Consider the following 26,905-nt stretch of genomic DNA (forward strand, 5'->3'; position numbering starts at 1 on the left):
AAATTGAAATCGATATATTTGATACTCAAACAATCTTATGTGATAAGTTTTTTCAGACTTGGACCATACTCGATAATTTAACTGTAACCACTACTGTTGATTTTAGTGAAGTATTCACTGTACTTGATGAAATTTTAGATTGCTGCAGATCAACCTTTACCGTATTAGATGAAATTGAAATCGATATATTTGATACTCAAACAATCTTATGTGATAAGTTTTTTCAGACCTGGACCATACTCGATAATTTAATTGTAACAGCAACGACTGATTTGAGTGAAGTGTTTACTGTTTTAGCTTGCATCACTGATATTCCGATTACCGAACCGACTACAATTACTGCACCAGGAAGCTATTGTCTTGTAAATGATATTACGGGCGCAGGTGATTTAATAACTATTGATGCTGATCGCGTATTTCTTAATTTAAATGAAAAACAAATTTCTGGTGGCACTAATAATATTGCCCTTGCTGCAGGCCATTCCGATATTGTTATTCGAAATGGTATTTTAGATAGCCCGGTAGATACAAATATTACTATGGCCGATGCAACTAATATTACTATGAATAATATTGATTTTATCGGCGGCGTAACATCAGTTTTTATAGAAACATCTACTAGTATCAATGTTAATAATTGCTCATTTAGAACTGCAAGTGCATCTTCCTTTGCTGCAGTAGATTCTGATAGTATAACTCTTGAAAAAATACAATCCCACGCAAACATAGCAACTACTGGAAATTTAAGCATTTTTGCATTTACTCGAGTGAATAACACTATTATTGATAATTTTGTAACAACACTCAATAGCAACCCTGTCAGTACTTTCAATGGTATTCTTGCAACCGCATGCAATGATATAAAAATAAACAATGTATTGATTAGTAACAATAGCTCTTTGGGAGTCGCGCGCTATATTAATTTTGATACTGTTCAAAAAGGATTAATTACAAATGTTTTTATTGGCAATAATAATTCAATTTCAAGTGTATGTGATGGAATCTTTTTAGATACTTCAAATGATATATCTCTTACTAATTGTGAAGTGCGGCAACTTTCGGGAGGAATAACTGCATCAGGCATGCAATATTTAGATTGTACTCGAATTACTACTAAAAATTGTACCGTTACAAACATAGAAAGTGGCAACGTCGGTGGATTTAAAAATTTTAGTGGTATCGATATCCTTTATGATTCTTGTGTATCAGTAAGTAATATTGGATTAACCAGTACATCCAGAGGATTTCAAGACGCTGTTTTAAATAATAGACCTATAAAAACAATCTTTAAAGATTGTATTGCCACTGATAATATAGCTTCAACAACAGCATATGGATTTGAGTTAATAAGTACTACTACTGGATGTATGCTTAATTGTATAGCAAAACGTAATGAAGGTGGTGATACTGGACGTGGTATATATTTAACAGATTGTTTTAATTGTATTGTGGAAAAAAATATAGTGAGCGGCAATATCGGCGCTACTGCAAGTATTGGTCTTGAAGTAATCAGTCCAACAGGAGCACCATTAACCAATCTCTTATTTGCCAACCAATCGCAAGATCATGTATCCAATTATATTATAATCCCTGGTACTATTTTACGCGTACTGTATACCAAATCAACGGCAGCATTAAGCGCAATACCAACCGTACTAGATAATATTGATATTTCATAAAGAATAATATTTTTAAAAAAGCAAAAAGAGCAAAGCAGAAAAAAACCTACTTTGCTCTTTTTTCACAAACTCTGAAAGGAAAAAATGAACCATAAAAATATAATTAGCATTTTATTCAAAAGTTATTTTTTACTATGTTATCCATTACTTCTTCAAGCAAATCCAATTCCCTCTGGTAGCGGGATGAGTGTTGTAGCACCCGCTACCATTTCTCAACCGGGTAATTATAGGCTTGCCAATGATATAGTAGGTACAGTAACTATTGATGCCGATAATGTAGATTTTTGCTTAGAAAATCATGTGATTTCTGGCGGATTTAATAATATTGAAGTATTGCCAGAACATGAAAATGTTTTTATTCATAATGGAGTAATCCAAGAGGCAACTAATCGAGGAATATTTATCAATACATGTACTAATATCACTATTGCAAATATTGATTTTATACAAAACTTTACTGTAATTGATGCACAAACCACTGTTTGTATTTTCATTGAAAATTGTTCATTCAGAAATAACACTGATCAATCAATTTTATATTCTAACATCACTAATAGTAAAATAAACAATTGTAACTTTGAGTTTAATAATTCATCATTTATTATCGATATTTCAAATTCTGTCGATACTAATTTATCCGCATTAAACATTAACAGCAACACAACAACCGCAGGATTTATCGGTGTAAGATTTCTCAATTCATCCAATTGTAATATTTTTATGAGTAATATTAATCACAATTCATCTATCGATTCACTAGATGGCATTCAAATCAATACTTGTAATTCATGCCAAATAAATTCAACAAATATCAATAACAATCTTGTCAATAACCCGTCAATAGGCGTTGGTCCGTTTAGGGGAATTAATATTCTTTCGTCAAATCAATGCTTAGCTAAAGAAAATGCTATAATAAATAATAACAGCACAATGGGCACAGTTTCATGTATTAATCTTGATAGTAGCAATGAATGTTTCATTGATAATAATTTTATATCTAGCAATAATGGAGGATTTGGTGGAGCTGGCATTAATCAAACTGGAAGCAGTACAAATAATATCTATTTTCGTAATATAGTACAAGATACCGGTGCTACAAATTTTAGCAGCTCAGTAGGCCCTATCGCTCTATATGACCCAACTACATTCACCTTAACAACGAGTCAGGATGTTTGTATTGATAATATTTCGGTCACCAGTCCATAACTTTTAATTAAATGGAGCTGTTTTTAAAGCAGCTCCATTTTTGAGATTATGAAATACAATTTATCACTTTTTATTTTTCGCAGAGATTTACGAATAACTGATAACATCGGGTTACAGCAATCAATAAACCGATCAAAAAAAATTATTCCATGTTTTATTTTTGATCCAAGACAAATCACCAATCAAAATGAATACAAAAGCTCTAATGCTCTACAATTTATGATTGAATCATTACAAGATCTAGAAAAACAGTTAAAAAAAGAAAAAGGAAAACTATATCTTTTTTATGGAATTGCGCACGAAATTGTAGAAAGATTATTAAAAGAAAAAAAAATTGATGCGGTTTTTTGTAACATGGATTATACACCATTTAGCCTTAAGCGTGACATAATGATTCAAAAAGTATGTTTAAAATATAATAGCGCATTCCATCAATTTCATGATTCTTTATTAACCGAACCTGGAGAAATACTTACTACACAAGAAACACCATATCAAAAATTTACACCCTTCTTTAAAAAAGCTTCTAAAAAAAATATTCCTGAGCCGCAAAAAATTTCCGCTGCCAATTTTTATATCAAATCAATTGAAAAAGCAGAATCAATAACGATATATGAAAAAATATTAAAAAACAAAAATAAAAATATTCTCATGCATGGTGGAAGAGCTGAAGGGCTCAAAATTTTAAAGAAACTAAAAAACTTCAAAAATTATGCAAAAGAACGTAACTTTCCTGCCATTCCAACTACTCATTTATCCGCGCACAATAAATTCGGCACGGTTTCAATTCGAGAAGTGTATCATGCCATAAAAAAACAACTCAACTCAAATCATTTACTCATTCAACAATTATTTTGGCGCGATTTCTTTACACATGTCGCCTATTACTCCCCTTTTGTTTTTGGACAAGCCTTTCATGAACGCTATAACAATTTGAAATGGAAAAATAACAAAAAAGATTTTGCAGCATGGAAAGCAGGAAAAACAGGATTTCCTATTGTGGATGCCGGCATGCGTCAATTAAATAAAACAGGATTTATGCATAATCGCACACGCATGCTTGTTGCTTCATTTTTAACAAAAGATTTACATATCGATTGGCTTTGGGGAGAAAAATATTTTGCAAAACAATTAGTAGATTATGATCCAGCAGTAAATAATGGTAATTGGCAATGGTGCGCTTCAACTGGTTGTGATGCGCAACCATATTTCCGTATATTCAATCCATGGACGCAGCAAAAAAAATATGATCCTGATGCAAAGTATATCAAGCAATGGATACCAGAATTAAAAAATATTGATGTTAAAACTATTCATCAGCTATATAAAAAAAATATTTTCGTAAAAAATTATCCAAAACCCATAGTTAATCATGATGAAGAACAAAAATTAGCAAAAGAGCTTTATAAAAAGGCGAAATAAAAATGAAACATTCAACAGAAGCTACTATTATTTTTCCTCACCAGTTATTTGAGCGACATGAAGCATTAGACAAAAAACGTGTTGTCTATTTAATTGAAGCGCCACGCTATTTTATCGATTTTAAATTTCATAAAAAGAAAATCACTTTTCATCGCGCTAGCATGCAGGCATACAAAGATTATTTAACTAAAAAGAAATTTAAAGTTGCATACATACCATTTAATCAATATCAAAAATTTTTTACATTATTAAACGATTTACCAATTGAAAAAATACATTATATCGATCCCGTGGATATTCCTTTTGAAAAAGAATTTCTGAAAATATTACCCAAAAAAATTGCACATCAAAAGCATGCAACTACCAGCTTTTTAACTCCAGATGATTGGCTTGAAAAACAACTGAAAAATAAAAAAAATTTCTTGATGCATTCATTTTACATCAAGCAACGCAAACGCATGAATATTTTACTTACGAAGGACAAAAAACCGGTCGGTGGCAAATGGAGTTTTGACAAAGAAAATCGAGAAACACTTGATGATGAAATAAAAATTCCAAAAATTTGGAAGCCAAAAGCAACTAAATACGTAAAAAAAGCAACACAATATGTTGACGATCATTTTGCAAAAAACCCGGGATCTACTAAAAATTTTTTTTATCCAGTCACTTTTTCTGATGCTCAAAAATGGTTTAATGATTTTTTAAAAAAAAGATTTAACAATTTTGGACCCTATGAAGATGCAATTGCCAAAGATGAATTGATTCTTTTTCATTCCGTTTTATCTCCTTTGCTCAATAGTGGCTTATTATTGCCCGAAAATATTGTTAAAAAAACTCTTGATTATGCTGATAAAAATGATATTCCAATAAATTCTTTAGAAGGTTTTATCAGACAAATTATTGGATGGCGAGAATTTGTTCGTGGCGTATATCTTTTTGCAGAAAAAAGACAACGAAAATCTAATTTTTTTGAACATAAAAAAAAATTACCAAAATCATTTTGGAAAGCATCGATCGATATCAAGCCAATTGATATAACTATTCAAAAAGTTCTTGAACATGCTTATGTACACCATATCGAGCGATTAATGGTACTTGGCAACTTTATGTTACTCTGTCAATTTGATCCTGACGATATTTATACTTGGTTTATGGAACTTTTTATTGATGCCTATGATTGGGTTATGGTACCAAATGTTTATAGCATGAGCCAATATGCTGATGGTGGATTAATGACGACTAAGCCATATATTTCAAGCTCAAACTACGTGCTAAAAATGAGCGATTATAAATCAAATAAATGGACCGACATTTGGGATGCACTCTATTGGCATTTTCTAGAAAAACATAAGAACAAATTGAGTAAAAATCCACGTACAAAAATCATGTACTATCATCTAAATAAAATGTCTGCCAAAAAAAAGAAACAATATCTTAATACTGCAGCAAAATTTTTAAAAAAAATGTAACCCACTAGCATTTCAGACAAAATTGTTTATAATTTTATTTATTCAATCGAAAAGAAAAAAGCGCTTTTATATTCAGATTGAACCGTACTTATTTACAACAAAAGTTGAAAGGTCTTTATTATGAATAAAATTTATTTATTTACCCTTGGTATGCTTTGCGTATTTTTTAATCCAAATCAAGCAATGGAAAATAATAATACTAATTTTTCTCCTATAATGAATTTAATCTTAAACCGAAATCTCACCGATGAGCAAAAAGAAGACATTATTTTAAATATGCCAAAAGATATATTAAATCAAAAAGAAGATGGTGGCTGCACTCCTTTACATATTGCAGCGGCAATTGTTAATGCACAACCAGAAAACCATCACAAAGTATTTAATAGCTTACTTAAAGCTGGAGCCGATTGCAGCCTTACTGATGATATAGGCAATAATCCATTGCATTTTTTAGTAGAAAAAAAAATAGCACCAAAAATTAGAAATACTTATACTCAGCTCATTAATAATTTCTTACGTACTTCTTATAAGCAAAGTCATACTAAGTGCTTAGAACAAAAAAATAATGAAAATAAAAATCCATATGAATATTGCAAAGACGAAGAACTTAAGCATTTTTTAACTCAAAGTCATATACAAGATTTAATAAAATTTGAGCAAAACGATCAATTATTAATTATAGATTAATTAAAATTAGATTTATGATATCAATCGAATGTATATTGCTTCTATAGCTTTTTTTTGATACGATGTTGCCATTCTTTATAAAGGCAATATATGTATCATAAAAAAGCGCATATACATTTTGTTGGTATTGGTGGCATCGGAATGAGTGGTATAGCTACGATATTAAAATATCAAGGCTATACCATTTCTGGTTGTGATAACGACCTACAACAACAAAGTATTATTGATTTACAAAAAATAGGTTGTCTTATTTTTGAAGGTAATAATACTGTGCATTGCCAAAATGCGCCCAGTGATATTCTTGTTTATTCCTCAGCAATTAAAGTAAATAATCCTGAAATAATAAATGCTCAGCAGCGGGGTATCCCCACAATTAGCAGAGCACTCATGCTTGCTGAACTTATGCGCACTAAATACAGCATTGCAATTTCTGGTTCTCATGGCAAAACAACCACAACTTCATTGATTTCTCATATTTTAATTGAAGCAGAGCGTGACCCAACGGTTATCATTGGTGGTCATTTAAAAAATATTTCAACAAATGCACGCTTTGGAAATGGCGACTTTTTAGTTGCCGAAGCGGATGAAAGTGATCGCTCATTACTCTCTTTACAAGCCACGCTTGCAGTAGTAACCAATATTGACCTTGAACATCTTGAAACATATACTGACATTGATGATATCAAAAATACTTTTAAACAATTTCTAAATAACTTGCCATTTTATGGTAAAGCTTTTTTATGCATTGATGATCCTCATATTCGTTCATTATTACCGCTTGCTCATTTAAAAACAATAAAATATGGATTAAATCCTCTTGCTGATTTTAAAGCAGAAAATATCCAATTAGAAGCTGATCATTCATTGTTTGAACTTTATATAAAAAAAGAAAAGCATGGCATTATACGCATAAATATGCTGGCAAACATAATGTTTTAAATGCATTGGCCGCTATTGCAGTAGCCACCGAACTTGGTATTCCTTTAGAGAGTACACAAAAAGCACTTGCTAATTTTAGCGGTATTGATCGACGATTTAGCTTCAAAGGAGTATATCGCGACGTTGAAATTTTTGATGACTATGGCCATCATCCCGTCGAAATTGAAAATACGTTGCTTGTAGCACGCAAAAGAGCGAAAGGAAATTTAATTGTTTTGTTTCAACCCCATCGCTTTACCCGGACCCAAAAATTGTGGGATCATTTCATTAATACTTTTTTGCAAAGCGATATAAATCACCTAATAATTACCGATATTTATCCGGCAAGCGAAGAAGCAATTGAAGGAATTTCAAGCCTCACGTTCGTTGAGGCATTAAAACAACATAATCCCTCATTTAAGGTGACTTATATCCGTTATGAGAAAGACTTTAATGAAATGCAAACCTATTTAAATACTATTCTTGCTAAAAATGATCTCTTACTCCTTTTGGGTGCCGGTAAAATCAATAAAATTGCCCCTGTTTTAATCAACTCCCAATCATAACTAAATAAATAACTATCCATAATTATTCAATTTGCAACCTTTATTTTGATATACTGTAAATAAAGGCTATTTTTATTTCCCAAAAAGGTGTGATAGTGAATTTAATAAAAAAAAGTTATGCTATTTTATGTAGTATTTTTATGATTTCAATTTGTGACATTAATATTGAAGCTCAAACTAAAGATTCTCAGCTTAGATCAGTTATTTTTCGGACTTTAGAAAAAAGTATTGCTCAGATAAATAATCTGAATAATATAATTCTTTTTTTATCTCAACCTGTAAGTCCGGATCCTAAGGTTTATAGATTAATGCATGATCAGATAACTATTAATTACATTATTAAGTTACTACAAAAAAAATATCCTGCAGATAGACTTCTGTATGCATTAATTTTGAGCAATGTTCCTGGTATGAAAAATTGGTTAAAAAACAAAATGAAAACTGATGACATCACAAAAGAAGAACTCCAAGAAAATCTTATTTTTATAACAAAAACACCTAATTATTTACAAAATACCCTGAGCCATTTAACTCGTTGGGAATTTTCTCAAACGCCAGCAATAACAATTTCTGCGCTAAAAACCATTATCCAGTTAGGCATAGATCCAAATATAAAAAATAGCAAAGGCAATACGCCTTTAATATATGCGGTATTATCAAATCAAATACCCATTGTGCAATTTTTATTAAGTCTTCCTCAAATTGATACCACAATCCGAAATGCACAAGGACAAACTGCATTAGATATTGCACAAAAAACAAATAATACACAAATCATTAATATGTTAAAAAATCATACGTCAAAAAAATAGGTTAAAAATGAATATATTAAAAAAAGAACTCGTTTTATTTATTTTCTTAACCCTGTCTACTCTAACAAACAGTATGCAAGTGGAAGAACCTGCAGAATCAGAAATTACGCTGGAAGAAATTCCTACTGAAATATTAGATCATATAATTATGCAAGTCGCCGATGACACAAATATTAATACAATTATTACAAGCCTTTCCGCCCTTTCTCATATAAAATTATTTTATGACTTATTAAGCGACTCAAAAACAATTAATAAAATTATACAAAAACTGAGCGTAAAAGATGATGTTAATCCCCTGTGGTTTGCCCTTCTATTATTTGAGTTGCCTGGAACAAAAAAATGGCTTGCTTTCAAAAACAAAACCCAATATCAGCCGTATTTTAATAAACTCGCTTTATTCCTTTTTTCGCATCATCAAGCACTCAAAGAACAATATTTTCTTGAATCAGGCACTGATAAATCAATCCTTACTTTTGAAGAAACCCCTTCTTTACATTTGCAAGTAGCAGATACTTTGCTAACTTTAGGCATTGATCCGAATCTTGCCGATTCACAAGGAACTACGCTACTCATGAAAGCAATTCAAACTTGTCAAAAAAATTTAGTTTATCTTCTATTGGCAACGCCCAGGATTGATATAAATGCGCAGAATCTTTATGGACGTACTGCATTAGATATCGCTAAAAACAAAAATAAACCTGAAATTATTGAAATACTTCAAAAAAATGTGGGAAAATGATAGTCCTTTCCTTGAATTCCTTAATTTTTAGCAAAAATTCATTTTTGGCTAACCTGAAAGCTTTTCTACCTAAGCAATTGATTTTATTGAGCAATAATATAAAATAATTATTGATAAAAAAATACAATTATCAAATGAGAGGTTGATTATGTATAAGAAAATAATTATTTTAACTTTAACAACACTGACTATAGCCCTATCATCTTTACATGCCGGAAGCGGTTCTTTCTTTGCCGGATTTGGTATCGGTACGGCAACAGGAATTATTGGCTCTAAAATGGCACATGAATGCCCAAGAAGCCGATATATTGAAGTTCATACAGTAGAACCTGATATTTCTTGGTTAAGAAATGAAATTAGGCTGTTAAAAGAAGAAATTAGTTTACTTGAAGATGAAAATGAAAATTTAAACTTAAAACTTGAAAAAGAAAACCGAGAACACCGTAAGGAATCTCGAAAGCTTAAAAGCATTATCAATGAGCAAGAAAAAACTATTGATAAGCTAGAATCTAAGGTATATTCAAGTAAAAAAACATCACTGTAGGCTATTTTTTAATAATTAATGCCATAAGAAAATTAGACTAGAACACGTCTATTCTCTTATGGCATTTTTGATTTATATATTGAATTTTAGCGTTAATTTTTGCTATTATTCTATTAGAAAACCAATACAACTTAATTCGTAAAAAAAGGAATTTAATGAAGCTAAAAACATTCAGCTTATTACTATTTTCGTTGTTCATTGCCTCTTCTTATGCTCAAGAAGGTGAACCAGAAGTGCCAATATATTTCCACTATAAAGGCAAAGATGGGGGCTTCGTTGCAATATATACGCATAAGCCAAGGAGAACTTATATTGGCAATGGTATATATTTACTTGCTTATCTTAGTCTTCCTGGAAGGTATAAAGATAGAATATTTATTCCCAAAGAATATGAATATGCTCAGAATGTAGATATAAGTCAGGATAAAAAATTTAAAAAAATCGCCTTACAGTATTTGCCTGCTGGTTGGAAGGCGGAAGATATATGGTTTGGCGGCGATACCGGTGGTTATTTTAGCCATGACTAACAAAGTTCAGATTTAATTTTTTTTAAGCAATTAAATCTTTTTAAGCTTTTTATCAAATCGAGTAAATACCCATGTTTTTATTGACTTTTCTATTTGAAAATTACTATTATTTCTATTAGAAACATCTCGGTGTTTCAGTATTAAAAAAGGAGAGAGTAATGAAGAAAAGTCAAAAATTATCAATACTATTTTTATTTTTAATCACTTTTTTGTTTACAGAAAGTTCCCTTTTTGCTGGAGCAGGTAAAGGGTTTGGGCTCTTCGCTGGTGGTGCAGTCACCGGTGCTCTTATTACAAGTGCGGTAAAAAATGGCCGAGAACGCCGTTATTATCGCGAACCTGAACGTGTGGTGATAGAGCGTCAACAACAACCAGTGTATATTCAGCAAGCTCCTGCTTCTGCTGCTCCTTTAACGCAAAGTTATAACCGTGAATTGCAAGAAACTCGGCAACTTATTCGCGAACAGCAAGAACAATTGGCTGACCAACGAGCTGAAATAAGAAGATTAGAGAGAAAAATTAATAAACAAAAAGTACAAAAGTTAGAAGAAAAGTAAAATGTTGAAAAATAAAAGGTATAGCAATGGATATTATTAAACCATTTAAAATTTATTTATTTTTATTAAGTATAACGTTAACGCCAAATAGTTTTAGTATGGAAGAAGGCAGCTCTGAACCTTTAAAAAAAGTTGGAGAAACTGAAGAAATAAACGCTTTAGAGCAATTACCACCTGAAATTCAGACTTTAATTATAACGGCGATAGCAGAAGGCGAAAATAATCTAAACACAATCATTCATAATTTGATTTCTTTTGCACAAACCAATAAATTTTTTTATGAGTCACTTCAGGATTCACATACAATTGGTGCTATTATTAAAAAATTACAAGAAAAAAATCCTGCTGAACCTTTACTCTATGCGCTAATTTTAGCTCAACTTCCTGGTGCAAAAAAATGGATACAAGAAAAGATAGCTGATCAAAAAATAGAACTAAGCGATCTGGAAAAATATCTTTTTACATTAACACAATCTCCTAATCGATTTCAAAGAATTGTAACAAATTCAATCGGATTTGAATTTAAACCAACGCTACCGATTATTTTTAGTATTATGAACGCAATATTCAAAGCGGGTATAAACCCAAATATTCAAAATCACGAAGGCTATACACCATTGATGTACGCCATCATTCTAGAAAATATTCCTATGGTTAAATTTCTTTTAAGTATTCCTGAGATTAACCTCAATATTCAAAATCAAAAAGACCGGACTGCCTTTGATGTTGCAGAATCGATACAAAATAAAGAAATTACAAAGTTATTACAAAATAAAAAGGAAAAAAATGAATAGTTCAAAATATTTTTTACTGTTTCTATCCTTTTTTTTAAATCAAAACTTCTATGCAATGGAAGTTCCTAAAAGTGATCCTTTTAAAAAATTACAAAAAGAAGAACTACCACCAATTTTAGAACAACTTCCACCAGAAATTCTTGAAAAAATTATAATTATTTTGTCTGAAGAAGAAGATTTAAATAATATTATTTATAATTTATCTCAAATTGCTCAAACTAATACTTATTTTAGAGAACTTCTTAATGATCCAACATTAATCAATTATATAATACAAAAACTAAAAAAAGGAAATCCAGCCAACGATTTACTGTATGCGCTTGCACTTGCGCCATTTGCCGGTGCACAAAAATGGATACAACAAAAATTATCTGATGGCACTATAACAACAAACAAATTATCTTTACACCTTTCTTGGCTTATAGCAAGTTATTTTAGAGGTAAAATATTGGCAGCAGGATTTGATTTTGATTTAACACCCCAACATGCTAAAAAAATTCTAGAGGGAATCATCAATATTGGATTTGATCCAAATACCCCCAATTCTTTTGGAGATACCTTACTTGCCCAAGCGATATTCGATAAAAATATACCGATTATCGAATTTTTGTTAAAAGTGCCAAACATCAATACCAAAAATGTCAGCAAAGGCAAAAGTGCGCTCGAAGTTGCACAAAAATATGGAAATTTTCAAATCATAAAAATGCTGCAAGAATATGAAAAAAAGAAAGGAAAATAAATGAAGAAAAATATGTTTATACTTTTTATATTAACTTTATCAACTATATATAGTTTTGGCATGGAAGAAGGTAAAGAAACTGAAGAAATAAGCGCTTTAGTAGAACAATTACCTACGGAATTGCAAATTTATATTACAACCTATTTAACCGATGCCGATAATTTAAAACAGGCCATAAATAGTTTATCAGCACTTGCACAAACCGACCAATATTTTAATCAATTGCTTAAAGATCCCTATGTATTTAATTTGATAACCAACATATTAGAAGAAAAATATGAAGGCGAAATTAATCAATTAATTGAAAATGCTCTTGCAACAGATAATTTAAATAAAGCTTTAGATAATCTAAAGATATTGATTACCAATAATAAATATTTACAAGCACTATTTTTTGATAAAGCTTTTCAAAAAATACAAGAAAAACAAAAAGAAGGACGAGAAAATCCTCTTTTGTATGCAACTCTATTAAGCACATTGCCTGGCGGACAACTATGGATACAGAAAAAAATAGAAACTGGGCAATTAAAAGTCTCAAAAGGTGACCTAAGAGCTAATTTTTTCCTTTTTCTCAATCCTAAGCGATTAAAAAATGACATACTCGCCTATTATAAATGGGAATTTGAACCTGAATCATCTATTATTTTACCGGTAATAAAAAACTTGATGAGTTTAGGTGCTAATGTTTTCATTAATTTAGAAGTATTCACTAACTTGCAAGGATTAGGAGTATCGGTATCAGCTGAAAAAAATCTTGCCAATGTTACTCCTTTAATGATCGCTGTAATTCATAATCTAGAACAAGTTGTTGAGTATTTATTATCTATTCCTGGAATTCAGACAAGTACCGAAGATATAACCGCTTTAGAAATTGCTCAAAAAGTAGGAAATCCACGCATTATAAAAATGCTTCAAGAATACGAAAAAAAGAAAGGGTAAATAATGAAAAAAAATATATTTTTACTCTTTATATTAACTTTATCAGTTATACCATTTTTAACGCATGCGAAGCATAACTTAAAAATCGAGTTGGATGAAGAAGAATTAGAAATAGCATTTGCTAATGAAAAAGATGCAAAGCTTGCCCATATTATTCTTTCAGATAAAACATGGAACGAAAAAAAACAAGAAATAATGAAAGCAATACAAAATGGGGCAAATCCAAATACTGCCTTAGCAAATCCACTCATTCATGCAATTAAAGCCAAGGATAAATCCTTTATAAAATGGCTTCTTGATCATGGTGTAGATCCAAATAGCGAAAGTATTCTAGGTTCTACTGCGCATGACCATGCAAAAATAACTGAAGATGAAAGCGTTAAAGAATTATTAAAACAAGCAACTAAATAAGAAAATAAAAATAGGGTAACTATCATGAAAAAATTTATTATTATATTATTATTTTTGGTAAATTTTTATGAACAGACAAGTTGCCCTATGCAAACGCAAGAAGAAACAAAATTTAATATTGGCATGTTACCCAATGAAGTCCTTGAATCAATTATTCTTGATCTTCTTGATACCAAAACTGCGCAAGATGCGGTAGATAACCTTCTTGCTTTTGCGAGTACTAATAAACAATTTTATCAATTAATTAATCAAAATCCTTTTGTTATCAAAACCACTATTAATACTTTAATTAATCAATTTAAAGCAAGCGAAATCATTAATTATTTTATTGTTAGAGATATTCCAGCAATGCAAGATTATTTACAAGAAAATCCAGAAATTTTACTTAACTTAATTGAAAAACTTTTATTAGAAGAAAATAATTTGAATATTATAATTGATAGCTTTGTTGCATTAAATAATGCAAATTCCCTCTTACGTTCTTTGATTAATAATCAAAAAACTATCAATCTCATCCAGGATAAATTACAAAAAAAACATAAAATGGATCCCTTGTATTACCTTCTACTATTAAGTCAATTAGAAGGTATCAAAAATTATATTAATCAAAACTATCTAAAATTTCAGCCGCTGGAAAGAGGTCTTTATTGGGCGATCGATCCTTATAGTTTTGCAAAATTATCCAAATGGGAATTTGATCGAGACCTTAAAATCCAATTGGCTATGCTAAATATGTTAAAAGAGCTTGGTGCTAACATGAATAAAGTTGTTTTAAGCAATACACCATTAATGCTTGCAATAGATCACAACGAAGAAGCTATGGTTGCTTATTTATTAACAATCCCTGAGATAGATATAGAAAGAAGAAATAACAAAGGTAAAACTGCATTGAACATTGCAGAAAAAAAAGGAAATAAAAATATTATTAAAATGCTTGAAAAAGCTTTAGAAAAAAAAGGAGCTTTTCAATGAAAAAATTAATATTCATATTATTAATCATCTTCCATTTTTACTCGCCAGTGAATTATGGTATAGAAACTGGCGAAAAACAACAAGAAGAAACAAAATTTAATATTGGCATGTTACCCAATGAGGTACTTGAATCAATTATTCTTGATCTTCTTGATGCAAAAACCGCACACGATGCCGTAGATAACCTGCTTGCCTTTGCCAGTACTAACAAACAGTTTTATCAATTGATTAATCAAAACCCTTATCTTGTTAAAACAATTCTTGAGACGTTTAGGCAAAAATATAGCGCAAGTAACATTATAAATAGCTTGATCGTAAGCAATCTTCCAGGAATACATAATTATTTACAAAATAATCTAGAAGTTTTAACTAACTTAATTGAAAAGCTTATAAAAGAAGAAAATAATTTGAATACTATTATTGATAGCTTAGCTGCATTATCTAGTACAAACTATATATTGTATTCTTTAATAAATAGTTCAGATATTATCAATCTCATTTTTGATCAATTACAAGCAAAACATCAAATGCATCCTTTATACTACTCCCTCCTATTAAGTCAACTGGAAGGTACCAAAAATTATATTAAACATAATAAAGAAAAATTTCAGCCACTACAAAGAAGTCTTTCTTGGTCGGTTGATCCTTTTGGCTTTGCAAAGAATTTCCAATTTGCCAATTGGAAATTTGATCCAGATCTTACTATCCAATTGGCAATGTTAAAAATGCTCATAGATCTTGATGTTAATATAAATCAAACTATTGCAGGCTATACACCATTAATGCTCGCAATAGAGGAAAATCAAGAAGTAATTGTCGCTTATCTTTTAACAGTTCCTAATATAGATCTAGAAAAAATAAATCCTAAAGGCAAAACTGCTTTAGGTATTGCAAAAAAAATAGGAAATGAAAATATTATTAAAATGCTTGAAAAAGTGTTAGGGAAAAAAGAATAATTACATCAAAAAGGTGATAAATTTATCACCTTTTTTAAAATATGTTTTTTGGCGTAACTGAAAGAACTACTAAAAATTTATTTTTATCTGGACGTATTGAAATTGCTGCTATTTTAGATGGCTTTTCAAAAATTAACAATTGCTCAAATTGTTCAAATGAAGCAAATAATTGCCAACCTAACCGTTCCATTTCATCTTCATAAAAATGCACAATGTCTTGTAAAGAAAGTGTGGCTTTATAAGAAATAAATACGCCAGAATCTTTCTCTTCTATTTTTTCTGGCATTGCATCAATCAAAATAGGAATATCATAAATTCGTGCTTCGCACTCAGACCATATATCTTCTTTTTTTAAAAATATATTATTCTGCGGAACACAACTTGATAAAATAATTAAAAAAATAAACAAAAAAGATATATTAATATGCTTAATAAAATAGAGGATAATAAAAACTCTCCTTTTTTATATTCTTAAGGTTTTTATTGTCCCGTTTGCTCTGATCTTATGTTTTTTTCACGGAATGCAGCTTGCATTGCTTTTTCTTCTTTGGTTAATACTTGTTCGCGTACACGAGCCGCTTTACCAATACGTTCTCGAATATAATATAATTTTGCACGCCTTACTTTACCCTTACGAATAAATTTAACGCCAGCAATTAACGGAGAATAATAAGGAAAAATTTTTTCTACTGCAACTGCATTTGCGCCAATTCTACGTACTGTAAAAGTACTTGAAGCACCTTTATTATGCATTGCAATAATGTCACCTTCAAACATCTGAATCCGCTCTTTATCACCTTCTTTAATTAACTGTGATATTGCAATAGTATCTCCAATAGCAAATTTTGGGAAATTTCTTGGAGTAATTCCAAGTTGATGAATAGTTTCTTTAGTGTATTTTTTTGCTTTCATGCTTAATCCTCAGCATTAATCAATATATTGACGCTTATCTTTTTTAACGTTTCAAAACGTTATCATTTTAACTAAAAATTAGATATTTTACTCTTTATTCTAACCGAAAAAAGAAATTATGCCAATCCTAAGGCTGAATATTTATCCCCATCCATCGATCCAATATGATTGCTATCGCTGATCTGACCGATAAATGATTAAAATCAGAAAAGCCTTCTACCGGTATAAGCGTATAATCAGAACGCTCAATGATCTGAGGCGCAAGCCCTTTACCAGTGCCAAATAGCAATAGAACTGGACGATCTTCCTGCCAAATCTTCGATTGATCGTAATAACTAATGGCTCTTTTTTCTTCAACTTCACGCGCTGAAGTAGTAATAATAAGCGGGTCTCTTCCCTCTTTTGTTCGAATAACCTCAATTACTTCGTCAAGATTATTGCGCATCTGTACTAATTGTAGCGCTTGATATCGATGGATATTATATGCTTTGCCTGCCCCTTTTTGCCAAAAATCAATTAACGTATTAACAATTTTTTGTTGATCTAATAGCGGAGTCACTAAAAAATAATTTTCTATGCCATAAGTAGCTGCAGAACGAGCAACATCATGGATATCCATTGAAGTAACTGAAGTGGTACCAACTTCATCGTTAGGCAATAAAACATCAGTATGCATTAATACTATATAATGAGGCGGTATAAAATGCTTGCTTTGTATTTTTTCTTGTTTATCAAGAGGCCAATTTCTCAGCCAATTAAAATGATGTTTTACCGTCTTTTTTATCGCTTTTTCATGGCGCCATTGTTCAATTGCCGCATGATTACCAGAACGCACAATATCAGGAACCTTGAGCCCTTTCCATTCAATCGGTGCGGTATATTCAGGATAATCTACAAATGGACCATAAAAAGATTCTTGTTCTACCGATTCCTGTTTACCTACTATTTGCGGAATAAGACGCAAAAAACCTTCTAATACCAGCATTGCCGGGAGATCTCCACCCATAACCACAAAATCGCCAATGGAAAGCGTCATATCTGCATAATGCTCTTCTACGCGCGCATCCATGCCTTCATATCTGCCCGCAATAAACATCACATGTTTTTTTTGCTGCAAGATATTGGCCAATTGTTTGAGCACTTTCTGGTTTACTTTCTGGCCTTGAGGAGAAAAAAACACCTTGAATGCTGGGCCGACTTGCTCTTCTTGCTTATTAATAGCTTTTTCAACTACATCTGGGCGAATAAGCATACCTGCACCAGGGCCAAAGGTTGGCGCATCAATACGCTCTTTTGGCTCAACAAAAGAAAAAAAACTTTCCAGGTTAACCTGAATAAGCCCTTTTTCCTGCGCACGAGCAATTAAACTTGTTTTTAAAAATTGATTATAGAGTTCTGGAAAAACCGATAGAATAGAAATATTCATTCTTGTGCGATATCTACAAGAATATCTTTTTCACCAGGCTCCACTGCACAAACCATCGCTCGAATTGCTTTAATAATGCGGCCATCTTTGCCAATAACACGCTTAAAATCATCAGGAGCTACTTTGATTTCAATGTTGCTTTTAGGGCCATCATGAAAAACATTTACTTGAACTAGTTTTGGCATTTCTACGAGTTCTTTAATCGCATGTTCAACCAATTGCTTGATCATTATAAACCCTACTCAGCCCTTTGGCTTTTGCGATACTGCTTTTGCAATCTACGAACTGATTCAGTCATAATTGCTCCTTTAGATACCCAATCAGCAATACGGTCTTCATGGAATTGAACCAAGGTATGAGTTGTTGGATTATAAGTTCCTAAATCTTCTAGAAATTCACCATCGCGCTTACGACGTGAATCGATTGCTACAATACGATATTGTGGTGCATGTCTCTTACCAAAACGGGATAACCGTAATTTTACTGCCATTGAAAGCTTCCTTTCATACACTATGTATGATTAAAAAATTAAATATTGGGGAATTTGCCCCTTTTAAAGAGTTTAACAAATTGCTGCATTTGTTCAAATCGAGATAGTAAAACATCTACTTCAGATACTTGAACACCGGCTCCTTTTGCTATTCGCATACGCCGAGAACCATTAAGAATCTTATGATTCAATTGCTCTTTAAGGGTCATCGAGCTAAAAATTACCTTAAATTGCGTTATTTCTTGCTCTGCTTTTGCCATTTGGTCAGCAGAAACTTTTTTTGAGTTAGCACCAGGGATATACTGCATAAGCTGTGAAAATGACCCTAACCTATTCATCATTTCCAGCTGTTTTGCAAAATCAGATAAGGTGAGCGTATCTTTCTTGAACGCTTGCTCCATATCTTCTTGTTCATTTTTTTTAATTTTTTGGTTAGCATGCTCAATCAGACTTTGTACATCACCCATTCCCAAAATGCGTCCTGCTATGCGCTCTGGTCTAAATAATTGTAATTCATCAACTTTTTCACCAGTACCCAAAAATAAAATCGGTTTATTAAGTTCATATTTAAAAGCAAATGCTGCCCCGGCACGAGTCTCACTATCCATTTTGCTTAAAATAACCCCTTCAAAACCTATTGCTTGATCAAATGCTTTGGCAACTTTTAATGATTCTTGGCCAGTCATCGCATCTAATACAAGTAATTTATGTTTGGGTTGCAATGAATTATCAATATTGCGCAATTCTTCAAGCATCGTATTATCAATATGCATGCGACCGGCAGTATCAAGAAAAACTAAATCAAATTTATGCTGTTGTGCATATTTATAAATTTCTTTTGCCGCATCAAATGAATTCTGTGCAGCAGCACGATAAAACTGAACACCAACTTGTTTTGATAATATCTCAAGTTGATCAATAGCTGCTGGACGATAAAAATCTACTGAAGCTAAAAGAACCGCTCGATTTTTAAATTTTTTCTGTTGTTTTATATAATATGTTAATTTTGCGATAGTTGTTGTTTTACCAGATCCTTGTAAACCCATTACTAAAATTAATGATGGCACTTTAAACTCAAAATTATTTTGAACATTGCCTCCCAAAAACAATACTAATTTTTCATGGATAATTTTGGCAAATTGTTCTCCCGCATTAAGCGATTTGAGAACTTTTTTTCCTATAGTTTCTTGCTTAACTTCATTAATAAATTTTTGCACCACATTATAAGGCACATCAGCTTCAATCAATGCATCATGAACTTTACTAATCGTATCGTTCATATTTTTTTCTGATAAATATTTTTGACCCGTAAAATAGGAAAATACTGAAGAAAATTTATTGGTTAAAAAATCAAACATTATCTTACCTTAAAATGCTATTAACAATTTGAGCGATATGCACATCAATAAACTAGAAACCGCTCCATACCCTACCGTTTTGCTATATTTTTTTTCTAAATCGCTACTTTTGCTTTGCATCTCTTTTGATTTTTGATAAAGCCATTCATTTTTTATTTTAAAACTGTCAGCAAATTGCTCCGCATGTTCTGATATTGCATTCGTCAATCTTGCTTCACTCAAAGGGTAGTCATTGTTATTTTGCGTTTTTTTAAATTCTTTGCGCGCTTCATTAGCAGAAACCGCAGCTAATCCAAGCGTACAAAATCCTGCAGCATAATTAAAAATATTCAAAATAACTGCCTGCATTTGACCACTTCCAGCCAAAAGTCCACATAAAATAAGTGATATCATAATCTTTTTTTTCATAATCTAATTCCTTTTTAAAAAAATTATATCTAACTTTAGTGTAATCAATATAAATCTGTTAAACTATATATATGGAGGATTAATTATACTATAAACAAAGCAAAAAAGATATCCCAATGGCAAAAAAATCTACGGATGTACATGAACATCCACGCTTATTAGTAATAGGTGTTCATGCACCATATAACAAAACGAATGATATTGATTCTTATTATGATGAATTTTTGACATTAGTAAGAACAAATCAAGTAGCATATACTGATACCATTTTTTTTAAATTGCGTACTGTTGAGCCCGGTACTTTTGTGACCAAAGGGCATTTAGAAAAAATAAAGCAAATTTGTGAAGAAAAAAAGATAGATGAAGTTTTATTTTCTGAGCCACTTACTCCACAACAAGAACGAAATTTAAGTAACTATCTAGATGTAAGAATATTTGATCGTACACAACTTATTTTAGAAATTTTTGAAAAAGCGGCGGTATCTGCAGAAGGTAAAACGCAAGTTGCTATTGCAATGCTTGAACATCAAAAAAGCCGTCTTGCAGGAAAAGGAAAATTTTTAGCGCAGCAATCTGGTATACTTGGATTGCGTGGTGGATTTGGCGAAACCATGAAAGAACGCGAACGACGCTATCTTGATCAACGCATCATCAGCTTAAAAAAAGAATTAAAAAACCTTGAACAAGTCAGAGAAACTCAGCGAAAACGGCGCATTAAAAGTCAAATACCATTGGTATGTTTAGTTGGTTATACTAATGCTGGTAAATCAACTATTTTAAATGCCTTAACAAAAAGTGATGTGTTGGCTGAAGATAAATTATTCGCCACACTAGATACCACTACCCGAGAATTATATATTAACGGTAAAAAAAAGGGATTAATTTCTGATACCGTTGGCTTTATTCAATTATTACCTCCTCATCTTATTGATGCATTTAAATCAACTCTTCATGAATTGCAGTATGCTGATCTTTTGCTCAATGTAGTCGATATTTCAGATCCAAGTTGGAAATCTCATATTGATGTAGTATTACAAATTTTGCATGAACTCGACATCGATAAAGATATGCTTTTTGTGTTTAATAAAATAGATAAAGTAAATATTAGTCCTGAACTTATTGAGCAAATGAAGCGTTACCAGCCACATGTAGCGGTATCTGCACTTAATAAAAAAGGATTAGCTCCACTAATTGACTATATTGATAGTGTTTTATAAACCACTTTATTTTTTTGTTAAAATTTTTTTACATATTTTATAATCTTGGGAGCTTTATTGTGGTATAATCTTGAAACGCTTAAAAGAGGATCGCTCCATGAAAAAAATATTAATTCCTTTAATATTCATAATTTCACGCACTTGTTTTTCTATGGAAACAAACAAAAGAATATCGCGTAAAGTATCAATTCGAACTATTCCCATTCAAATACCCAAAGAAAATATATCTACTTCTCAAAGCTGGCCTTCAATAGAAGAAAGAAAAAAAATATTTGAATCTAAAATAAAAAAATTAACTAATGAAAAACAACCCCAGAAACCAACTTCAAGACCAAAATCATCTTCTTATTCTGCTTTACCTCCTGTAAAAAGAGAAAAGAGTGAATGTTTTGGTGATGATGCATTTAATGTAAATCAAAAGTTACAAAGACGAAAGTCTCGCAAAAAAATAGAAGAGGAAAACCCTTTTGATACACTAAGATTGAAAGAAAAACATAAACAAGCATCAAAACGTACTTCTTTAATTGATTCTGAACTAAAAAAAGCAGAAGAATATATAAATCAATTACGCCACTCAAAAGAAGAAACTGAAACAGAAGCTAATCAGGTTATGGGAATTCTCGCTTATAAAGAATTGATTAAAAAAAATAAGCCCTAAAATTAGCTTTATTAATGACATTATTTTCTTCCCTGTACAGATTCCAAAAAATAGTGTATACCTTTTAAGAATATTCAATTCTAAAAAAAAGGAGTCTTCATGAAAAAAAGTGCTTATCTTTTTTTTAATATCTTTTCAATTTTCTTTTCTTCTAACTTGAATGCCATGCTAACAAAAGATGTAACATCAGGCATGCCTCGTGAAAAAAAAGAAATTTTGATGGAACCGGATTCTACTCTCACAAAATGGAAAAATTTCGAAGATTGCAAAAAAAAATTTAATCTAGTACACAAGAAAAAAGACGATCGTTGTGAGGCAGCTAAAAAATTAATTTTTGCTGGAATTGCCGTCAAAACTAGCAATCCTTCAAAAATTAGCACGGTAGATACCACGCTAAAAAATATGTATGATAATTTAAATAAAAAAGGCGATCGCCAATCAATTAAAGATACAACTTATGGCTGCGCCGATGAATTGAGTGATACAGAAAAAGAAATATCCGACTATGAAATTGTACGAAAACGCGCACTTCAAAAAATTAGAAATGAAGGTCGCCATACTACACTTTTACAAGAAACAACTTCAGTTAAAAATGATATTTCTAACTTAGAACAAAAAATAATCGAAACAAAAAAGAATCTTGAAAATTTACAAGAACAACGTCGCACAAAATCAGAAAAAGAATTGTATTTATTAAATGAATTGACACTTATTGAACAAGCTAATACTTATTTAGAAAAAGCCCAAGAAAATAAAATTAATAAAATTAATATACAAATTAAAGATTTAAAAGCTCGTTTGTCTGAACTCGATCAACAACATAATGATTTGAACACAAAATTAAATGCTGAAAGAACAGTATTAGACCAACGTATGCAACTTCAAGAAAAAATTCTAAACTTATTGAATACAAGCAATCAATTAAAACAACAATTAACAGAATTAGAAGCAACAAAACAAAAAATGGAAGATCGCAAAAATAATCATACTTACACTTGGTCTGATTATTTTAAATTAAGATAAATTATTAACTTATATCCTCAAAAAGCCGTAGCCAAAAACTACGGCTTTTTTTATTTATCAAATTAAAAAAAAACGTTACACTTACCATTATGAAAACATCAAAAATTTCGTTTGACGAATTTTTTAACAATCATTTAAATGCAGCACAACAAAAAGCGGTTTTACATAAAAAAGGTCCACTTTTAGTTATCGCTGGTGCCGGTTCAGGTAAAACACGTGTTATTACCGCACGTATTCTAAATCTTTTGATTAATGAAAAAATTGATCCGCGTTCAATTATTGCGCTGACTTTTACTAATAAAGCAGCCGGAGAAATGAAAGAACGAATTCATCAATTTTTACCCACCGGCATTAAACCTTTTATAGGCACGTTTCATTCTTATTGCTTACAATTGCTCAAAACAAATGCCAAATTATTAGATTACCCATCATTTACTATTATTGATAGCGATGATCAACAACAGCTGCTTTCAAGCATCATAAAAAAATCTGGTTTTGAAAAACGAATATCGGCTAAGAATTTATCTTATCAACTCAGTATGTATAAAAATAGTGCGGTTAGCTCGCAAACTGAACATCTGTTTACCGACCCTTCAATTCGTGAATTGTTAATCGAATATGAACGAGAAAAAAAAGCAAGTAAGTGTCTTGATTTTGATGATTTATTATTGGAAGTGCTCACATTATTTAAAAAAAATTCTGAATTTGTTACTCAGCATCAAGAAACAATTCGTCATATTTTAGTTGATGAATATCAAGATACCAACATTACGCAACATGCATTACTTAAAGCAATGGCAAAACAAAAAAACAAACTCATTATTGATTCTTTATGTGCAGTCGGCGATGAAGATCAATCAATTTATTCATGGCGTGGTGCTACGGTAGAAAACATGCTACATTTTAGCAAAGATTTTGCAAAAACTACATTGATAAAAATTGAACAAAATTATCGCTCAGTTCAACCAATTTTAGAAATTGCAAACCAAGTTATTAATCATAATCAGCAACGAAATCCCAAAAATTTATGGTCTGAAAAAAAGGCAAAAAATCGTATACATATTGTTCGTTGCATGTCTGGTTATCAAGAGAGTGAAGTAATTGCTGAATTCCTTAAGCAATTGGAAAAAAAAGATACAGTGAATTCATGTGCCATTTTATATCGTGCACATTATCAATCACGAACACTTGAAGAAGCATTAATTCGCCACTCAATTCCTTATAAAATTATTGGTGGTATTCAATTTTATGAACGAAAAGAAATTAAAGATATTTTGGCCTATTTACGATTAATTGCTAATCCATTTGATCGCATCTCTTTTTTCCGCGCCATTAACTGCCCATTACGCGGTCTTGGTGATAAATTTCAAGAACTATTTTATAACCGTTGGAATGAACAACCGTTTCATACATTTATTGATTGTGCACAAGAACTTATTAAAACAGATTCGGTTGCGGGTGTTAAACAAGCCGCACTTGCTTCATTTACACGAACTTTTGAAGAATATAGTATCTATGATGGCCCACATAAAACTATTGAAAGTATTGTAGCTAAAATTAATTATTTTGGTTATTTGAAAAATGCTTTTGATAAAGAAGATGCAGAAACAAAAACTGAAAATATTAAAGAGCTTATTCGAGCAGCGCATCACTTTGAACAAATTGGCATCAATACTATTGAGCTATTTTTGGCAGAAGTAGCCTTAATGCAAGAAAAAATGCACAAACAAGAAGAAACTGAAAATACGGTAAAACTCATGACCTTACATGCTGCAAAAGGCTTAGAGTTTGATACTATTGTATTATCAGGATTAGAAGAAGGAATATTCCCTAGTTTTCGTTCAATTAATGATCCTTCTTGCATTGAAGAAGAACGACGGCTTTTTTATGTTGGTATTACCCGTGCAAAAGAACGTTTACTTTTAACAAATGCTCGTTATCGTAATTCATTTGGCAATATGACTGATCAATTACCGTCTCGTTTTTTAGATGAAGTGCCAAATCATTTAGCACCTACTATTGATACATCACATTGGAATAATATTCAAATCCAAGCATTTTTTTCTGATTGGCTTGGCAATAAAACATCTTCTAGTGTATTAACTTTTAATACTTTAACGCAAAACCTTACAGAAAAAATAAAAAAATCATCTTCATCAAAAAGCTTGAAATCAGCTACTTTTTGGCAAAAAAATCAAACGGTAAAACATATAAAATTCGGCGTTGGTATTATCAAAAAAGTTGAAGAACAAGGCAAAGATAAAGTATTTATTACGGCACTTTTTAAATCTGGCATCAAAAAAATTGATTCTTCCTTTCTTTCTTCATAACCTACCCACCCCTGAAAAACCTGTATTTAAGCATCTTTCTATTGAACTTGCCGCTCTATATATAGTATATTTGAAAATAAGAGAGTTATATTTAAGGAGAGCTTATGAATAATTTAAAAAAAATATTTCTTTTAACCGGAATTTTAACTTCAGCTTTTTGTAATAACTATGGTATGGAAGTAGGTGAAATAGGTATTTCGCAAATCGGCGATATCCCTCTGGCAACCTTTGAAACATTACCTAAAGATATAAAGCGTAAGCTAATATTAAACATAGTAGAAGATTCTGCAAATTTAAATGAAGTAGTAAAAGACTTGCGCTCGATTTCATTAATTAACAGAGAATTAAATAATTTAATTAATAATCCAGTAACAATACAAGCAATAATAAATGTACTCAAAGAAAAAAATCAAAAACGAGAAAGCGAAATTAAAGAAGATTGGTTATATGCTCTTTCTTTAATATCAATTCCTGGAGCTAGAAGATTGTTGCAAAGTAAGATTGATGAAAATAATATTAATGAAGTAATCTCCCAATTAATAAACAATGCTCAAAATTTTGATAAAGCATTAAAAAATTTACATCACTTAACAAAAAATAATACAAAATTAAATGAATCAATTAACAATCAATCTAAAATTGAAACAATATTAAAACTATTTCAAGCCAAAGTAAGAAAAAAGGGAATAGCTAGCGCCCAAAAATGGCACTTTGCCTTATTTTTACATTCACTTCCTGGTGCTAAAAATTGGTTAACCGATTTATTAATTCAAGAAAATGTTACTATTAAAGAAATAAATAAATTTATTGCAAATTTATATTTAGGTGAAACTCATCCAAATATTGATAATGCAGTAATTAGAGAACCAATTATTTCTGGAATTATACAAACTTATTTAGAATTAACTAATAATAATATAAACTTTCAAGACACAGATGGTAACACCCTATTGATGTATGCTGTAATGCAAGACAATGTTGAGCTTGTTAAATACCTTCTTACACAACCAGAAATTAATTTAGCATTAAAAAATAAAAAGAAAACATTATTTGGCAAATCGAAAACTGCACTTCAAATTGCAAACGAACTAGGCAATAAAGAAATAATAAAGCTATTAGAACAGCATAAAAAATAAAAAAAAT

30 protein-coding genes are annotated in these 26,905 nt (G+C 30.9%); 23 read left to right on the forward strand and 7 right to left on the reverse strand.

From position 1 onward, the window contains the following. The 18 genes from WDZ41_01515 to WDZ41_01600 all read left to right on the forward strand — a co-directional run. On the forward strand, positions 1–1,679 hold a 1,679-nt coding region (locus WDZ41_01515), incomplete at its 5' end, for a right-handed parallel beta-helix repeat-containing protein (GenBank protein MEX0940015.1). 84 nt (positions 1,680–1,763) lie between these two features. After that, positions 1,764–2,885 carry a hypothetical protein gene (locus tag WDZ41_01520; protein ID MEX0940016.1) on the forward strand — a complete coding sequence of 374 codons (1,122 nt, stop codon included), beginning with the start codon at positions 1,764–1,766 and terminating at the stop codon, positions 2,883–2,885. Between the two features lie 48 nt (positions 2,886–2,933). Then, on the forward strand, positions 2,934–4,307 hold the full coding sequence (locus tag WDZ41_01525) for a deoxyribodipyrimidine photo-lyase (protein MEX0940017.1): 1,374 nt from the start codon (positions 2,934–2,936) through the stop codon (positions 4,305–4,307). A gap of 2 nt (positions 4,308–4,309) precedes the next feature. Further along, positions 4,310–5,776, forward strand: coding sequence for a cryptochrome/photolyase family protein (locus WDZ41_01530; GenBank protein ID MEX0940018.1), 1,467 nt, complete (start codon positions 4,310–4,312; stop codon positions 5,774–5,776). Between the two features lie 120 nt (positions 5,777–5,896). Then, on the forward strand, positions 5,897–6,463 hold the full coding sequence (locus WDZ41_01535; protein ID MEX0940019.1) for an ankyrin repeat domain-containing protein: 567 nt from the start codon (positions 5,897–5,899) through the stop codon (positions 6,461–6,463). Between the two features lie 90 nt (positions 6,464–6,553). Then, complete coding sequence (locus WDZ41_01540) at positions 6,554–7,402, forward strand: Mur ligase family protein (GenBank protein ID MEX0940020.1); 849 nt, start codon at positions 6,554–6,556, stop codon at positions 7,400–7,402. Between the two features lie 5 nt (positions 7,403–7,407). Beyond that, positions 7,408–7,947 (forward strand): cyanophycin synthetase, encoded by a 540-nt coding sequence (locus WDZ41_01545; protein MEX0940021.1) that lies wholly within the window; start codon positions 7,408–7,410, stop codon positions 7,945–7,947. Between the two features lie 95 nt (positions 7,948–8,042). After that, positions 8,043–8,759 (forward strand): ankyrin repeat domain-containing protein, encoded by a 717-nt coding sequence (locus tag WDZ41_01550; GenBank protein MEX0940022.1) that lies wholly within the window; start codon positions 8,043–8,045, stop codon positions 8,757–8,759. A 7-nt stretch (positions 8,760–8,766) separates the two neighbouring features. Next, positions 8,767–9,501, forward strand: coding sequence for an ankyrin repeat domain-containing protein (locus WDZ41_01555; GenBank protein MEX0940023.1), 735 nt, complete (start codon positions 8,767–8,769; stop codon positions 9,499–9,501). Positions 9,502–9,649: 148 nt separating this feature from the next. Next, positions 9,650–10,045 (forward strand): hypothetical protein, encoded by a 396-nt coding sequence (locus WDZ41_01560; GenBank protein MEX0940024.1) that lies wholly within the window; start codon positions 9,650–9,652, stop codon positions 10,043–10,045. Between the two features lie 155 nt (positions 10,046–10,200). Further along, positions 10,201–10,572: a hypothetical protein gene (locus WDZ41_01565; protein MEX0940025.1), complete on the forward strand. Its 372-nt coding sequence runs from the start codon at positions 10,201–10,203 to the stop codon at positions 10,570–10,572. Positions 10,573–10,730: 158 nt separating this feature from the next. After that, entirely contained in the window at positions 10,731–11,129 is a 399-nt protein-coding gene (locus WDZ41_01570; GenBank protein ID MEX0940026.1) for a hypothetical protein, read from the forward strand. 26 nt (positions 11,130–11,155) lie between these two features. Next, positions 11,156–11,923, forward strand: coding sequence for an ankyrin repeat domain-containing protein (locus WDZ41_01575; GenBank protein ID MEX0940027.1), 768 nt, complete (start codon positions 11,156–11,158; stop codon positions 11,921–11,923). Beyond that, entirely contained in the window at positions 11,916–12,662 is a 747-nt protein-coding gene (locus tag WDZ41_01580; GenBank protein MEX0940028.1) for an ankyrin repeat domain-containing protein, read from the forward strand. The genes WDZ41_01575 and WDZ41_01580 overlap by 8 nt, the downstream gene beginning before the upstream one ends. Next, entirely contained in the window at positions 12,663–13,601 is a 939-nt protein-coding gene (locus WDZ41_01585) for a hypothetical protein (protein ID MEX0940029.1), read from the forward strand. A 3-nt stretch (positions 13,602–13,604) separates the two neighbouring features. Beyond that, complete coding sequence (locus WDZ41_01590; GenBank protein ID MEX0940030.1) at positions 13,605–14,012, forward strand: ankyrin repeat domain-containing protein; 408 nt, start codon at positions 13,605–13,607, stop codon at positions 14,010–14,012. Positions 14,013–14,036: 24 nt separating this feature from the next. Continuing rightward, complete coding sequence (locus tag WDZ41_01595; GenBank protein ID MEX0940031.1) at positions 14,037–14,984, forward strand: ankyrin repeat domain-containing protein; 948 nt, start codon at positions 14,037–14,039, stop codon at positions 14,982–14,984. Next, complete coding sequence (locus tag WDZ41_01600) at positions 14,981–15,940, forward strand: ankyrin repeat domain-containing protein (GenBank protein ID MEX0940032.1); 960 nt, start codon at positions 14,981–14,983, stop codon at positions 15,938–15,940. Before WDZ41_01595 ends, WDZ41_01600 begins: the two co-directional genes overlap by 4 nt. 34 nt (positions 15,941–15,974) lie before the next feature. Here the strand turns inward: WDZ41_01600 and WDZ41_01605 are convergent, their stop codons facing one another. The 7 genes from WDZ41_01605 to WDZ41_01635 all read right to left on the reverse strand — a co-directional run bounded on the left by WDZ41_01605 (position 15,975) and on the right by WDZ41_01635 (position 20,534). Beyond that, positions 15,975–16,349: a hypothetical protein gene (locus WDZ41_01605; GenBank protein MEX0940033.1), complete on the reverse strand. Its 375-nt coding sequence runs from the start codon at positions 16,347–16,349 to the stop codon at positions 15,975–15,977. 71 nt (positions 16,350–16,420) lie between these two features. Continuing rightward, entirely contained in the window at positions 16,421–16,852 is a 432-nt protein-coding gene (gene rplS, locus WDZ41_01610) for a 50S ribosomal protein L19 (protein ID MEX0940034.1), read from the reverse strand. A gap of 127 nt (positions 16,853–16,979) precedes the next feature. Then, positions 16,980–18,278 carry a tRNA (guanosine(37)-N1)-methyltransferase TrmD gene (trmD, locus tag WDZ41_01615; protein ID MEX0940035.1) on the reverse strand — a complete coding sequence of 433 codons (1,299 nt, stop codon included), beginning with the start codon at positions 18,276–18,278 and terminating at the stop codon, positions 16,980–16,982. Next, the gene (locus tag WDZ41_01620) at positions 18,275–18,508 is read right to left on the reverse strand and encodes a KH domain-containing protein (protein ID MEX0940036.1); all 234 of its coding nucleotides are present in this window, start codon (positions 18,506–18,508) and stop codon (positions 18,275–18,277) included. The genes trmD and WDZ41_01620 overlap by 4 nt, the downstream gene beginning before the upstream one ends. An 8-nt stretch (positions 18,509–18,516) precedes the next feature. Beyond that, positions 18,517–18,768 (reverse strand): 30S ribosomal protein S16, encoded by a 252-nt coding sequence (gene rpsP, locus WDZ41_01625; GenBank protein MEX0940037.1) that lies wholly within the window; start codon positions 18,766–18,768, stop codon positions 18,517–18,519. A 38-nt stretch (positions 18,769–18,806) separates the two neighbouring features. Continuing rightward, positions 18,807–20,126 (reverse strand): signal recognition particle protein, encoded by a 1,320-nt coding sequence (gene ffh, locus WDZ41_01630; GenBank protein ID MEX0940038.1) that lies wholly within the window; start codon positions 20,124–20,126, stop codon positions 18,807–18,809. Positions 20,127–20,135: 9 nt separating this feature from the next. Beyond that, complete coding sequence (locus tag WDZ41_01635) at positions 20,136–20,534, reverse strand: hypothetical protein (GenBank protein ID MEX0940039.1); 399 nt, start codon at positions 20,532–20,534, stop codon at positions 20,136–20,138. A 116-nt stretch (positions 20,535–20,650) separates the two neighbouring features. On the opposite strand from WDZ41_01635, the gene hflX reads away from it, so the two are divergent. The 5 genes from hflX (at position 20,651) to WDZ41_01660 (ending at position 26,898) form a co-directional block, all read left to right on the forward strand. Then, entirely contained in the window at positions 20,651–21,751 is a 1,101-nt protein-coding gene (gene hflX / locus WDZ41_01640) for a GTPase HflX (protein MEX0940040.1), read from the forward strand. Between the two features lie 97 nt (positions 21,752–21,848). Then, on the forward strand, positions 21,849–22,409 hold the full coding sequence (locus WDZ41_01645) for a hypothetical protein (GenBank protein MEX0940041.1): 561 nt from the start codon (positions 21,849–21,851) through the stop codon (positions 22,407–22,409). Between the two features lie 99 nt (positions 22,410–22,508). Next, the gene (locus tag WDZ41_01650; protein ID MEX0940042.1) at positions 22,509–23,432 is read left to right on the forward strand and encodes a hypothetical protein; all 924 of its coding nucleotides are present in this window, start codon (positions 22,509–22,511) and stop codon (positions 23,430–23,432) included. 89 nt (positions 23,433–23,521) lie between these two features. After that, entirely contained in the window at positions 23,522–25,762 is a 2,241-nt protein-coding gene (locus WDZ41_01655) for a UvrD-helicase domain-containing protein (GenBank protein MEX0940043.1), read from the forward strand. A gap of 104 nt (positions 25,763–25,866) precedes the next feature. Then, positions 25,867–26,898, forward strand: coding sequence for an ankyrin repeat domain-containing protein (locus WDZ41_01660; protein ID MEX0940044.1), 1,032 nt, complete (start codon positions 25,867–25,869; stop codon positions 26,896–26,898). Positions 26,899–26,905: the final 7 nt, after the last annotated feature.

The sequence above is a fragment of the Candidatus Babeliales bacterium genome, from assembly GCA_040879965.1.
In the GTDB taxonomy this organism is placed as follows: domain Bacteria; phylum Babelota; class Babeliae; order Babelales; family JACPOV01; genus JBBDJI01.